The sequence below is a fragment of the Paenibacillus sp. LT-B23 genome (assembly GCF_059417685.1).
In genome coordinates, this window is record NZ_JBSQBM010000010.1 from 114,040 (window position 1) to 127,208 (window position 13,169).

Here is a 13,169-nt window from a genome sequence, read left to right on the forward strand (position 1 = left end):
TTTTTTTGTGTGATTATTTTATATTTGCGCGATGTTATCCCGCATGTCGATCTGATGCCACCTGATGGCGAAAACGGATACGAATCAAACGCAGCCGCTCATAAACTTGATCCAGCCCCGTTTCCGCGGCCTGTTCCTCACCATATACCCGCAGCATGACGGGCTTGAGCAGCGTATCCCCCAGTTCTTCGTACGCAGACCAGATCGCCGTCTGCTCTTCCTCAGATACGTTCACCAGTTCCTGACGGATCAGCTTTTCCATATCGATTCCATCTCGATCCAAATGCTCCACTGCTTCAATCATTTCTCTACGATGTAACCCCACCTTCAGTCCAATATGCTCCAATGTAAGACCGTCTGAAATACCTTCAATAATGGTTTTTGTCAGACTGAATTTATTCAGTTCCTGCTTATATTGGTTCTCTTTTTGCTTGTACAGCCACGATAAGAAAACTTCCTCATCCAGCGTCTCTGTTACCCAATTTAGCGGAAATGGCGTAGTCCGGTCATTTTGTGTCGTTATAGCCAGCAGTTCTGGCCCATATTGAGATATTTTACCCTGCCCCATCCCTGGTAGCTCCAGCAACTCCTCCTCGGTATGGGGAAGATAGACGCTAATCAACCGGAGCAGACGATTGGTGGCAATAAAATAAGGTGCCTTTCGCTCGGCAGCCGCCTTTTGCCGCCTCCACATCGTCAATTGCTCATACACATCATCACGCGGAAACAAATCGCTATAACAATACAGCTTTTGTAATGTTTGTCCACGTCCTGCTGACCCTGACCCTTCCTGCTCATGGAAAACACCATGGATTAAGGGTCTGTAGCCCTCTGCCATCTTCAGCGCCAGCTCATGGCGGTATACATGCAGCAACTCCTGCCACAAGCTGCCCTCATACCAAAGATCCTCTGTACTTTCATCCAAACTGTGTTGTGTGCTCCATCCTGCACTCCATACCCCATCATGTTGACCAATCCATACCTGGGCAAATAGCTCATGGCCCTGTTCATTCCGTTTGGACAAGCGGTTTAAAAATACAATTTCCATGCTTTTTTCCTCCATGCTTATAATTGGGTTACAGTCCGGTACAACGCCAAACGCAAAAAAAGCACCTATCCCGCGTATTCGCAAGAAAGGTGCTTCCCTTTTTGAGCCGTACTATACTGTTGCCTATATGATAACCGTACCTTGGATCGCCGTCAACCCAAAATTATCATTTGTTCAGCTTTTCCTTTGCCAAGGCAAGAGCACCGCACAATCCGGCATTGTCTCCCAAGCCTGGGGCCACGATATATTGATCAATTTCTGTAGTCAGACTCGGATGCTGTACGTATCCGTTCAACAGTTTTTGAAGCTCGGCGCGAACGAGTGGGAACAGTTGTTCCTGCTTCATCACTCCGCCGCCCATAATAATTTTTTGCGGTGAAAGAATCAATACATAGCTCATCAAAGCCTGTGCCAGATAGTAAGCTTCCATCTCCCAAGCCGGATGATCCACAGAAAGCTCATGGCCTTTGACCTTCCATCTTTTTTCAAGTGCAGGACCCGCTGCCAGCCCTTCCAGACAATCTCCGTGATAAGGACATGTCCCTTCATAAGTATCTTCTGGATGACGACGCACCAGGATATGACCCATTTCAGGATGGGACAATCCATGAATCAGCTTTCCACCGACCAAAGCACCCGCTCCGATACCTGTACCTATCGTAATATAGAGACAGCTATCCAGTCCCTTAGCCGCCCCCCAGATGGATTCGCCCAATGCTGCACCGTTCACATCCGTGTCAAATCCCATAGGTACGTCAAAATGCTCTTTCAGTTTGCCGATCAGGTTATAATTGCCCCAATGCGGCTTTGGCGTTGTTGTAATATAGCCATATGTATCACTGCCTTCGATAGGATCAATCGGCCCGAACGACCCTACGCCCAGTGCTTCAATGCCCTTCCCTTCAAAAAATGCAACGACATTCGCCATCGTTTCTGCTGGCGTGGCTGTCGGAAAGCTCGCGCGTTCCAGCACCTCTCCCTGTTCGTTGCCAATTCCACATACAAATTTGGTACCGCCTGCCTCAATTGCTCCCAATACTGTCATAGCTGCTGTTGTCCCCTCTCAGTCATGATCCGGTTCTCTCTATCCTATATTCGCCTGAAACGTGTCCAAGGTCAATCCCCTTATCCCAATTGTATATAATCCTTCACAACAATATATATCTCCCTTGACATAACTGTGTATAAAAAAGGACACTAACGCACCAAGCGCCAGCATCCTCATATGTGTAATACGAGCTCCGAGTTGTACCTGTGAAGTCAAACTGGCTTCGTTATGATCCAGTTGCCACACCCATTAACGTACACAAGCTTTTCATTTCAAGCTCCTCAAACTTGTCTACAATTTGCACATGATCCAGTGTCAACAGACAACTGTCCAGTGCGCATGCTACAGGTACACCACAGTGAATTTCTGCCAACTTACGTGACAAATGTAGCATATCCAGATCACTCTCGATCTTTTTGCGCACTGCTGGCGTCAATTGATCCAGATTCTCCAGAATACCTTCAATGGAGTCATATTCCTGTACCAGCTTGAGTGCCGTCTTCTCACCAATGCCTCGTACTCCCGGGTAATTGTCGCTTGCATCCCCCATCAGGCCCTTGAGGTCCACGACTTGGCGAGGTTTGAGTCCTTTTTCAGACAGCAGCGTTTCCGGGGTATACACCATATAATTGCCGTGACCTTTTTTCATAATAATAACCCGTGTCCGCTCATCCACCAATTGGAGTAAATCATGATCTCCGGAGAGAATCATTACATCCATGTCCTCATTCTGCGTATAGTGGCGTGCCAGCGTACCGATGCAATCATCCGCTTCAAAGCCTGCGGCTCCAATATTAGGAATGCCGAGGCTATCCGTCACATCACGGATCAATGTAAATTGAGGAATCAAATCATCCGGCGCGTCAGCGCGATTCCCCTTGTACGCAGCAAAATGCTCCCCGCGGAACGTCGTTCCTCCCATATCCCAGCAGCATACGACATGCGTCGGATTATATGTTTGTACCGCATCCCAAAAATATCGAATAAAACCATATATGGCGTTCGTTGGCACTCCGGCCTTTGTACGCCTTATATAACCGTTTGCAGCAGTTGCATAATAAGCGCGGAATAACAGAGCCATGCCGTCAACCAGCATTATGGATTGTTCATTACGTTGTGTCACAGATTGTATTGCTCCCATTCATCATATTATTTAACCCCAACAGTATAACATATCGCGGAGCCAAATTGGACGTTATTGAGCGCCCCAAGCTTCCTCAAATGTTTCCTCTTTGAAGCCTACCGTTACTTTGTTCCCGTCCGTTACAATCGGACGCTTGATCAATCTTCCATTCGAGGATAAAAGCGAGATTTGCTCTTCACGGCTCATGTCTGCCAGCTTGTCCTTTAGCTTTAGCTCCTTATAAACCTCACCGCTCGTATTGAAAAACTTTTTCAGCTCCAACCCACTTTTGCTGATTAAATCAGCTAATTCCTCCGGGTCGGGCGGTTGTTCAAAAATAGGAATCAATTCTGTTTCATGTCCCTTGCTTTGCAGCCATTTCACTGCATTGCGACAAGTGCTGCATTTGGAGTACTGGTATACTTTCAACTGGCTCATCGTTATGTTAACCCTCCGTATTTCATTCGCTTTGTATATATTTTATTACGGACGACATTCCGCTCTTAACAGCTCCTGCAACTGGGCCATATCGTCCGGCAATGGGGCGCAAAACGTCAACTGCTCTCCGGTCACAGGATGCACCAAGGACAGCTCTGAGGCATGCAGTGCCTGTCTGGGCATCTGGGCATCCAGCTGATCATAACGCTCAAGTTGCGCAGCGTCAGCAGGCGTATTTCGGTACATTTTATCTCCGATCAACGGACATCCGATAGAAGTCATGTGTACCCGGATTTGGTGTGTACGTCCGGATTCCAGCTTGATCCCGATGCGGCTCCCCTCATTCCAGGCTTCCTCCAGCTTATAGAGTGTAAGGGCCGGATAACCATCAGGGGTCACCATGCGCAAATGCGGATCATCCGGATTACGGTCAATCGGCCCATCCACCCTTCCTTCCTGTGGATCAGGGCAACCGTGCACCAGGGCCGTGTAGCGCTTATCCACCGTCCCCGCAATCATTTGCTCGGAAATATGCTGGTGTACATATGGATTTTTAGCCACCACAAGGACACCCGTCGTCTCCTGATCGAGACGATGAACGGGACGGAACCTGAATAGCTCGCCTTTGGCCTGCCAATAATGCACAACCCCGTTAGCCAGTGTTCCCGTGTAATGACCATGAGTCGGATGGACAATCATACCCGCCGCCTTGTTGACAACCAATAAATGCTCATCCTCAAATAAAATGTCAAAAGGAATCGGTTCAGGCAAAATATCATCAGAACGCTCGCGTTCCATACGAATTTCCACCCGATCCCCGGACTGTACCTTTACACTGATATACACTCGTGTTCCGTTCAGCATAATGCCTTGTTCCGTCAGCTTGAGTTTGGATATCAGCTTGCGTGAAACATTCATACGTTTTTGCAAAATGGTCTTCAACAGCATTCCCTCCTCCTCAGGAGGAATCGTATACACGATAGGTTCATAATACAAGCTCATCACAAATTCCCGGTGGCCTCCTTATTTGCGGAACACTTTTTTGCTGCGCACATATTCGACATCCGGTACCCCTTGACGCACATTCGCGGTGCGAGCCACGACGAAGAAATAATCGGACAGACGGTTCAAATACCGACGTACCGCAGGATTGATTTCCGTATGCTTGCCCAGTGTGACAGCACGACGTTCCGCACGGCGGCAAACCGTACGGCAAACATGAAGTGCTGAGGACAACGTACTCCCCCCCGGAATAATAAAACGCTCCACCTTCGGATTTTCCTCCTGACATGCGTCAATCCAGCCTTCAAGCCGCTCTGCCAGCTCATCCTTCACCTTGTATTTACTTTCGTTAATTTTGACAAACGCCAAATCCGAACCGCAATCAAACAGTTCCTGCTGTACTTCCTCCAATTGAGCCCGAATATCCGCAAACTTTTCTCCTTCGGCAAAGCTGATCGCTTGTCCTACAAAGCTGTTCAGTTCGTCAATCGTACCATATGCCTCCACACGGTCATCATCCTTGGACACCCGACCGCCGATCACCGAGGTTTGTCCCTCATCACCTGTTCTTGTATAAATTCCCATGGTATCTCATCCCCTCTATCATTCCGTCAATGTTTTTAACACCTTGATGGCTTCTTCCTTATTGCTCGTGCGCGGTGGCACGGTAGCAAATAATGTTTTGGAGTTATATTTTAAATCCTTGAACATCTTCATCTGCTCCACCGGAATCCCGAACAAATGAGTTTCCTTGATCACATCTGTTCCTTTTTCCCCCTGCTCCTTCTCCTTAAAAACGCCGCCCTCAAACACACCCCGAGCATACGTTTTCTTGTCAAAAACATCGTCTAAAGGCAAATTCGAGCCATTCTGTCCGTACAACTTCATATCCTCTTCCGGCAAAATAAACAGGTCGTGTTCCCCGGCTGCATATTCAACGACCAGTTTCTGCTGGTTATACAGTGGGCTAACTGCAATCTCGATAGTCGGAGCCTGTTCGCCCAGTTTATCCTTAAGCTTTTGCGCCAGTTCATCACGAAGAACTGAAGCATCCCCTTGCTTATCCATAATAAAAATGGAGAAACTGTCCTTGTCCCGCCCCCCGCATCCGGCCAACAGCACGAGTGCCAGCATTCCAATGATCCACGGAGATAGCCTTTTCAGCCCTGCTCTCATATGTACGCCCCCTCTTCCATGCCACTAATATATCATAAGTTGTGAACGCAAAAAAAGAAGGCCCTGCGGCCTTCTCTATATATACGGCTTGGCTTCACACGGTTACACCTTGCATTCCGAACCGTACAGCTTCATGTATTCGTTAATTTTCAAATCGAGCTTGCAACTGATCTCAATGACAAGATCAGAGGTAAAGGACTTCTCTTCCTGAAACGTCCGCATCATCTCATTGCGCAGGAACAAAATTTCATCTTCCAGGGAAATGTCGTATCCAGTTGACACCGACGAATTATATCCAACATATGACATGAGCATTCCTCCTGCAATTGAAAAATTAAACTTCCTGCTTTCGATTTCAAATTATAGCATATAAATTTAGAAATAAAAGACTATTTTCTATGATTTACCCATAAAAAAATAATTTTAACCTTCTTTTTTTACTTTTTCTACAAAATGACCAATACGATCCAATGCTTCTGTCAGTTGAGCAACAGAGGTCGCATACGAGCATCGAAGATAGCCCTCGCCCCCCAAACCAAACACGTTCCCCGGCACAGCCGCAACCTTGGCCTCAGCCAAAAGACGTTGCGCAAATTCATCCGAGCTCAGTCCTGTGCTTTGAATACTTGGGAAGACATAAAAAGCCCCTCTCGGCTCGTGGCATTCCAGACCAATTTCCCGAAATCCTTCAACCATCAGACGGCGACGCTGATTGTAAGCTTCCACCATGCGATCCTTCTCGCCCAAACCATTGCGCAGCCCCTCAAGAGCCGCTACCTGACCCATCGAAGGCGCACACATCACGGTATACTGGTGGATTTTAAGCATAGCGGCAATTAAATCAGGATGCCCACATGTATACCCAATACGCCAGCCCGTCATAGCGAAGGCTTTGGAAAAACCACTGACGAGAATGGTACGATCCATCATGCCCGGCACAGCCGCGAAGCTGACATGCTTCTCGCCATAATTTAGTTCTGCATAAATTTCATCAGAAATGACGATCAAATCATGTTTTTCTACAACTTTCGCAATCGGAAGCCAATCCTCATAGGTCATGGTCGCCCCGGTTGGATTGCTCGGATAGCACAAAATCAGCACCTTGGATTTAGGTGTGATTTTAGCCTCCAGCGCCTCTGCTGTCAGCTTGAATTCATCCTTGGCGAAGGTTTCGATTCCTACGGGAATACCGCCGCCAATGGAAGTGATTGGAGAATACGAGATGTAGCATGGCTCTGGAACGAGAATTTCGTCGCCGGGTACAATTAACGCACGCAAAGCCAGGTCAATCGCTTCGCTGCCGCCCACCGTCACGATAATTTCACTTTTTGGATCATAGCGGACTGCAAATTGCTCATCCAGATATTCACTAATTGCCTCACGCAGTTCAGGCATACCCGCGTTAGAAGTATAGCTGGTAAACCCCCGCTCCAATGAATAGACGCAGGCTTCCCGCATATGCCAAGGGGTTGTAAAATCCGGTTCTCCTACCCCCAGAGTAATAATATCCTTGTTGCCGCCCACCAGATCAAAAAACTTACGGATGCCCGAGGATGGAATCTCGCGCACCAATGGAGACAAATATGAGCTCATGGCTTTGCTACTGTCAGTCAATGCTTCAGGTTTGATATTCATCATGATCTTCCTTTACGGCGAAATCATCAGACGATTATCTTCCTGATGATCTTCGAAGATAATTCCGTCCTGTTTGTATTTTTTGAGCGTAAAATTGGTCTTGGTGGACAGGACCGAATCAATAGGCGACAGCTTTTCCGACACAAAGTTCGCTACCTCGCGAAGATTGCGTCCTTCTACTTCCACTAGCAAGTCGTATGCACCGGACATGAGATATACTGATTTAACTTGTGGATACAAATAAATCCGTTCAGCGATGCCTTCAAATCCTCTTCCCCGCTCTGGTGTAATCTGCACCTCAATCAAAGCAGTAACCTTTTCGTCGTCGACTTTATCCCAATTGACCACAGCGGCGTATTTGACGATCACATGTTGGTCTTCAAGCTCTTTAATCGCAGCACGTACATCCTGTTCGCCAACTCCCAGCAAGGTAGCAAGCAGAGTCGGCGTCCTTCTTGCATCTTCTTTTAACAATTCCAGCACTTTTAATTTCAAATCATTCAGTTCTGTCATTCTACATAAGGCCTCCATCAAAAGAGATTACTATACATCATACAATACGTGCTTTAAACCTGCAAAGAAAAACCGCCCGCCCCGGTGATCCCGGCAGACGGACGGCTTGTTGTGAGAAAAAGCTTCAAAAGCGGAGTGTCCCGTTTACATATAGTAAGGGTTGTTTTGGTGAGACGGCTGGCCCTGTTGATGCATCGAATGACCGTATACTCCCGCTGAGGAGGATTTTTGCTGAATGAACTGCTGGCACTCCTGTTGGGTCTTCCGGGCTTCCTGAATCTGTTTGTCCAAATCGGTGCGCAATGCTTTAGTCGTAGTGGAGTACATATTGTTCTGACTCATCAAACGGTACAGATCACCTTGCAGACGCAGCGTATCGCTCGTAAGGTCGGTGAAAAGCTGACGCACAGCCGGACAATTGGATTCAGTTGTCGCCGTTGTATATTCTCCCACGGTGCGTTTCATATCGGCAAGAATGGTATAGAGCAAATCTTCTTCGGGCATAAATGACGTATTGTTCTGTGAATACATCGTGACATTACCTCCTTTGTGGTTAATCCATAATTACTGCTGCGGTTGCATAGGAGCAAGCTGCTGGTGCTGTTGAAGGGCATTTGAAAGCAGGTTCAGGTGGTGCTCATGAGTTCTCGCGAATTGTAGACAAGCTTGCTGAATGGCTGGCTGCTGAATGGATGCTGCCGTTGCCGCACATTGCTTGAGCAGCAGCTCTTCATTGGAAATGGAGTCCACGATGTACTCCAGTTCTTTGCCAGTTAAGGGTTGCATGTTCATAGATTGCATGGTCTGTGCCTCCTTAAATGTTTTGTTGCACGCTGGTTAGCTTGTCCGTTTGGCGGAATTATATGTATATGTGAAGAGTGACGGAGTTTATCGAAATTTGACGATTTAGTGAAGAGGGATTCTGCTGTGGAGGACGCTATGCGCTCCATTTGATCTTACGATCGCTGTTGCCACGGGATTCTTTGGATTGTATAAAACATTTAGAGGTAAGAATTCCATAAGCATATGCTTTCGAAGCTAGCTTTCCTACGGAAAGCTTTCAGGCGAACGCTGTCGCTTCTTCAGATTCAGATGGATCGCTTCGCTGCTTCGACGGGAATTGCCCCCTAAGGCGCCAAGATTTCGACAAACCTCCCCTTGGGTGGAAAGTGAAGGGTATTAGAATATGAGCTGCCTGATGGCTTCTCGGAACTACTGTAAAAACCACACACATTGAATACTGCATATTTCATTGCTTAATAGGGAGTGTTTTGTTATGGAATTGATTAGTGGGAATACGTATTGGCCTAGCACCCTGGAGCAGAAACTGGATTTTCCTGCTTTAACAGAAGATTTGACTTGTGATGTGCTTATCGTCGGGGGTGGGATGGGTGGATCACTCTGTGCCCGACTGCTGGGAGAACGACAGGTGGATACGGTTGTCATTGACAAGCGTAAGCTGGCGCACGGGAGTTCTTCGGCCAATACCGGATTGCTGCAATATAGCAATGATAAGACGCTGACCTCTTTTATCAATACTTTTGGCGAAGCTAATAGTGTGTTGTTTTATCGGATGTGCAAGGATGCTCTGGATCAGTTGGAAAAGCTGGCCAGTACAGTGGACATCGATCCATCCTTTATCCGTCGCAGCAGCCTATATTATGCGAGTACACCGGAGGATGTGTCGGTGCTTCAAAACGAGTTCGAACAGTTAACCCGCTTTGGGTTCCCGGTGGAATATTGGGATGAGCAACAGGTGGCTGCACGTTTTCCTTTTCGAAAACCAGCTGCGCTGTATACACATGAAGATGCAGAGGTAAATCCGTTTCGTTTTGCACAGGGACTCCTGCAATCTGCCAGCCGTCTTGGTGTCCACTTATATGAGTATACCGAAGCGAAGCATTTTGAATTTGGCGACAATGAGGTCGTTTGTCATACCAGCGGTGGAACCATTCGGGCGAAAAAGATTATTTTTGCGGTAGGCTATGAAACGCAGGAAATTAAAAAGGATCGTGGAGCCATACTGGAAAGCTCTTATGCGATTACTACCAATCCGGTTGGAGATTCAGCCATGTGGCATGAGCAATGTCTGATCTGGGAAACCGCCCGTCCTTATCTGTATATACGCTCCACCATGGAAGGACGCGTGATTATCGGGGGGCTGGATGAACCTGTACTCGACCCGGACCAACGTGAAGTCAGGCTACTACACCAACAGAAAAAGCTGCTGCAAGCATTACAGGAGTATTTTCCGGATATACCCTTCAAGATTGATTATGCATGGGCTGCCGTCTTTGGCTCCTCCCATGATGGCTTACCGTATATTGGCCCGCACCCGCGCTTTCCGAACTGCTACTTTTTGGAGGGCTACGGGGGAAACAGTACAGTTACCAGCATGATGGCTGCACAGCTGTTGGCCGATGAACTAACGAGCACACATCGACCTGAGATGGAGCTTTTTTCACTAAAACGTACCACCAAGCCTTCACCCGAAATCACGGAGCCGCTGGCTTAATAAATACGAAATACGAAAGAACCTCCAATTCCCATTTCCGTGGGTTTGGAGGCTCTTTTTTTGAATATATATTTCGAGCTACTCGGTTTGCCTGTGCCAGCGTCGTGCCTTGGAATGAGACTTGCTCTGCTTCGTTGTTTGCTCCTTCTTTAGCACATTGCGCATAAATACCCATCCCGCCACGGGCATTAACGCAAGTCCGATCAATAGCCAGATCATCGCTATCGGTGCCTTGCTTATACTCAACACACCCAGAAAAATAAGCATTCCGGTCAATCGACCTACCATTAGACACAGCTCGCGCAGTACGACCAGCTCCACCCTCTGATTAGCATCCTCTTCGCTCACGCCCATCAGGTCGAAGCTCGCAGAAATCATCGGGATTAAATATAACGGCAAAAACAAGGCGGTCCCGATGCCCATAATCAGCAACGTGCTATATTGCATCCGCCACAGTAACGGCAAAAGTGCAATCACCAGCAGCACAGCACCCAACAGCATGCCAACCGAGCGATACTGGGGCTTGAGCCATTTGCCAACAGCCCAAAAGCTGAAAAATGAAACTGCGGATGTAATAAGCGAAAACTGCGCCAGCTTCCACTCCTGCTGAGTAGCGACGTACACAAGCAGCGTAATCAGGAAGGCAAAAACTCCTTCACGTATGCCCTGGGTAACAAGCGACAACGACAATGGCCGCCACATACTTCCTTTTTGCGACAAACGCTGCTTGGGCTCCAGCCAATTGTAACTTCCTGTCGTCTTACGCTTGCGAAGAAAGAAACTCAGCACCACCCCTACCACATAAAGTGCCAGAGAGATACTAAATATTACGCGATATCCCGCATCATCCTCCATACGAGCAATAATCCAGCCAGACAGCCAAGGACCGACAATTCCTGAAAACGAGCCCAGCAAACCGACCCAGCCATTAAAATGATCCCGGCTTACCCGATCTGTGACTTCGAAAAAAATCACATTAAAAGCCAGCCAGAACAAACCCAACGCTGCACCCAGTAGCATCCCTAACGGCCATATGTAGTTTACAGCCTGCGATCCCGTATATAAAACCACCAGATAAAATAACCCAGACAATGCGGTCCCTACGCGTAGAGCATTCATTTTGTTATGCTCCTTGACCCATTTTCCAGCCACCCAAACCATGATTCCCAGCGCAATTTGCTGGCTGACATTAAACCAGCCAATCATCGTGTAATCCTGCCTGCTTTTCCACAGATATACGTTAAGAAAAGTACCTGACAGAGCTGCCGCAAACACAAACAATCCATTCAGGCTTAGTAGCAGAATGGATTGTCCGTTCAGGTTTGATTTCAATGAATTTCCCCCTAACCGAAAATCACCATTCAGCTCCTGTTAACACAGCTTGCTTCAGAGCTTCTTCGGTTTAAGATGCCCGAGTTCAACTTGGGCTTATCCGGGGAATATAATTTAATTGTTGGAAATACCACTCAGCTTCTCTAACAAACGCAATCGGTCATCCTCTGACAGCGTCTGCTGAACATGGAAGCAGCTTGGACATACATATACATTTAAGACAAACGGCAAATCCAGAACAGGTCTGCCGAGCGCAGGAGACATCGACGGTACAAAGCCTTCTCCGGTCACGGTTTGCGAACCTGCATGCAGCATATATTCACCGCACTGGGAACATTCAAGAACCTCATCTTGTCTGTCGAGTATTTGTTCAGCACCTTGTTCATAAGCCATTAGATCCGCACCGCTCTCTTCGAATTTTTGCAGGGTATGCAGCACAGGCAGCTTGTGAAGCTCGTTGTCCTGCAACAATGGAGCGTCAGCCGGCTTTTCAACTAAGACTTCATCCTCTGCTTCATATAAAATATCCTGCTCATCCTCATCCCCAAGCTGAATGCTCAACGTACGATAGCCCTTTAGGTCTTCCTTCCCAGGGAGAGGCGCGGCTTGACCCACAGAAGTCGCATCATCATGGCTGTGTTCGTGGTCATGTGCATGAGTATGCATGTGTTCACTTTCTCCATGTCGGTGCTCATCCGTATGCCCATGAACATGTGCAGAATCAGACTCCGTTTCATCTTCATCATCGGTGATATCCGAATACCCTTTCAGGTCGTTATGGCAATAAGGGCACTCTTCTTCAGGTCCCAATTCTTCATCCCAAATAATTTCCATGTTACACCATGGACAAATAGTCATTTCCAAGCTTCATCATCCTTCCGTTCCATGCGTATACCAAGCTTTAGTATACAGGATGTGTCAAGTTACACTGGCACCAATCACATAAGATAACGATATCGAGATAATCATGGAGAACAAGCCAACAGCGCGGTTGTCCTCCTTAATTTCCTGATCGATTGAAAATACCGGTGTCAGAAACTCAAACAGAAAGTACGCCGCAAGCAGCAATAAAAAGCCGACGAACGACCAAATCATCGTATCGTACACGCTGGATTTAGCTTCCATCGCAAAGCGGAGTACGTTGCAAATACCGAACATTTTCCCGCCCGTAGCCATCGCTACTGAAATATTGCCGCGTTTGATCTCTTCCCAGCATTTATACCGGGTTACCAGCTCAAAGCAAGACAAAAATACAATCAGCTCTAGCACCGCCACCGAGAAATAGCCCAGCATCATTCCTAACGGATGTGACAGCAATTCATCAATCGCCATCTTCACT

At 47.5% G+C, this 13,169-nt stretch carries 16 protein-coding genes; 1 reads left to right on the forward strand and 15 read right to left on the reverse strand.

The annotated features are described in order from the left end of the window. Positions 1-34 precede the first annotated feature (34 nt). The 12 genes from ACWXW9_RS14250 to ACWXW9_RS14305 all read right to left on the reverse strand — a co-directional run bounded on the left by ACWXW9_RS14250 (position 35) and on the right by ACWXW9_RS14305 (position 8,784). Positions 35-1,048: an HRDC domain-containing protein gene (locus ACWXW9_RS14250; protein WP_494929930.1), complete on the reverse strand. Its 1,014-nt coding sequence runs from the start codon at positions 1,046-1,048 to the stop codon at positions 35-37. A 166-nt stretch (positions 1,049-1,214) separates the two neighbouring features. Next, the gene (locus ACWXW9_RS14255; protein ID WP_044647418.1) at positions 1,215-2,093 is read right to left on the reverse strand and encodes an ROK family protein; all 879 of its coding nucleotides are present in this window, start codon (positions 2,091-2,093) and stop codon (positions 1,215-1,217) included. 229 nt (positions 2,094-2,322) lie between these two features. Further along, on the reverse strand, positions 2,323-3,219 hold the full coding sequence (locus tag ACWXW9_RS14260) for a 5'-3' exonuclease (protein WP_134910553.1): 897 nt from the start codon (positions 3,217-3,219) through the stop codon (positions 2,323-2,325). A gap of 72 nt (positions 3,220-3,291) precedes the next feature. Then, on the reverse strand, positions 3,292-3,657 hold the full coding sequence (locus tag ACWXW9_RS14265; protein WP_494929931.1) for an arsenate reductase family protein: 366 nt from the start codon (positions 3,655-3,657) through the stop codon (positions 3,292-3,294). A 45-nt stretch (positions 3,658-3,702) separates the two neighbouring features. Then, the gene (locus tag ACWXW9_RS14270; RefSeq protein ID WP_494930019.1) at positions 3,703-4,659 is read right to left on the reverse strand and encodes an RluA family pseudouridine synthase; all 957 of its coding nucleotides are present in this window, start codon (positions 4,657-4,659) and stop codon (positions 3,703-3,705) included. A 21-nt stretch (positions 4,660-4,680) separates the two neighbouring features. Further along, the gene (locus ACWXW9_RS14275) at positions 4,681-5,244 is read right to left on the reverse strand and encodes a cob(I)yrinic acid a,c-diamide adenosyltransferase (RefSeq protein WP_014280590.1); all 564 of its coding nucleotides are present in this window, start codon (positions 5,242-5,244) and stop codon (positions 4,681-4,683) included. An 18-nt stretch (positions 5,245-5,262) separates the two neighbouring features. Continuing rightward, the gene (locus ACWXW9_RS14280; RefSeq protein WP_494929932.1) at positions 5,263-5,835 is read right to left on the reverse strand and encodes a hypothetical protein; all 573 of its coding nucleotides are present in this window, start codon (positions 5,833-5,835) and stop codon (positions 5,263-5,265) included. 102 nt (positions 5,836-5,937) lie between these two features. Further along, the gene (locus ACWXW9_RS14285; RefSeq protein ID WP_025682361.1) at positions 5,938-6,144 is read right to left on the reverse strand and encodes an aspartyl-phosphate phosphatase Spo0E family protein; all 207 of its coding nucleotides are present in this window, start codon (positions 6,142-6,144) and stop codon (positions 5,938-5,940) included. Between the two features lie 114 nt (positions 6,145-6,258). Next, positions 6,259-7,470, reverse strand: coding sequence for an aminotransferase class I/II-fold pyridoxal phosphate-dependent enzyme (locus ACWXW9_RS14290; RefSeq protein WP_494930020.1), 1,212 nt, complete (start codon positions 7,468-7,470; stop codon positions 6,259-6,261). 12 nt (positions 7,471-7,482) lie between these two features. Next, the gene (locus tag ACWXW9_RS14295; protein ID WP_134910556.1) at positions 7,483-7,983 is read right to left on the reverse strand and encodes an Lrp/AsnC family transcriptional regulator; all 501 of its coding nucleotides are present in this window, start codon (positions 7,981-7,983) and stop codon (positions 7,483-7,485) included. Between the two features lie 144 nt (positions 7,984-8,127). After that, on the reverse strand, positions 8,128-8,514 hold the full coding sequence (locus ACWXW9_RS14300) for a spore coat protein (RefSeq protein ID WP_494929933.1): 387 nt from the start codon (positions 8,512-8,514) through the stop codon (positions 8,128-8,130). 33 nt (positions 8,515-8,547) lie between these two features. After that, positions 8,548-8,784, reverse strand: a complete 237-nt coding sequence (locus ACWXW9_RS14305) for a hypothetical protein (protein ID WP_494929934.1) — start codon at positions 8,782-8,784, stop codon at positions 8,548-8,550. Positions 8,785-9,259: 475 nt separating this feature from the next. Here ACWXW9_RS14305 and ACWXW9_RS14310 point away from each other — a divergent pair, with 475 nt between their 5' ends. After that, positions 9,260-10,498, forward strand: a complete 1,239-nt coding sequence (locus ACWXW9_RS14310; RefSeq protein ID WP_494929935.1) for an NAD(P)/FAD-dependent oxidoreductase — start codon at positions 9,260-9,262, stop codon at positions 10,496-10,498. Positions 10,499-10,576: 78 nt separating this feature from the next. Here ACWXW9_RS14310 and ACWXW9_RS14315 read toward each other — a convergent pair whose 3' ends face one another. The 3 genes from ACWXW9_RS14315 to ACWXW9_RS14325 all read right to left on the reverse strand — a co-directional run bounded on the left by ACWXW9_RS14315 (position 10,577) and on the right by ACWXW9_RS14325 (position 13,162). Further along, entirely contained in the window at positions 10,577-11,830 is a 1,254-nt protein-coding gene (locus tag ACWXW9_RS14315; RefSeq protein WP_494929936.1) for an MFS transporter, read from the reverse strand. Positions 11,831-11,944: 114 nt separating this feature from the next. Then, complete coding sequence (locus ACWXW9_RS14320; protein WP_494929937.1) at positions 11,945-12,694, reverse strand: hypothetical protein; 750 nt, start codon at positions 12,692-12,694, stop codon at positions 11,945-11,947. Positions 12,695-12,748: 54 nt separating this feature from the next. Beyond that, positions 12,749-13,162, reverse strand: a complete 414-nt coding sequence (locus tag ACWXW9_RS14325; RefSeq protein WP_007429540.1) for a DUF350 domain-containing protein — start codon at positions 13,160-13,162, stop codon at positions 12,749-12,751. Between the last annotated feature and the right edge of the window lie 7 nt (positions 13,163-13,169).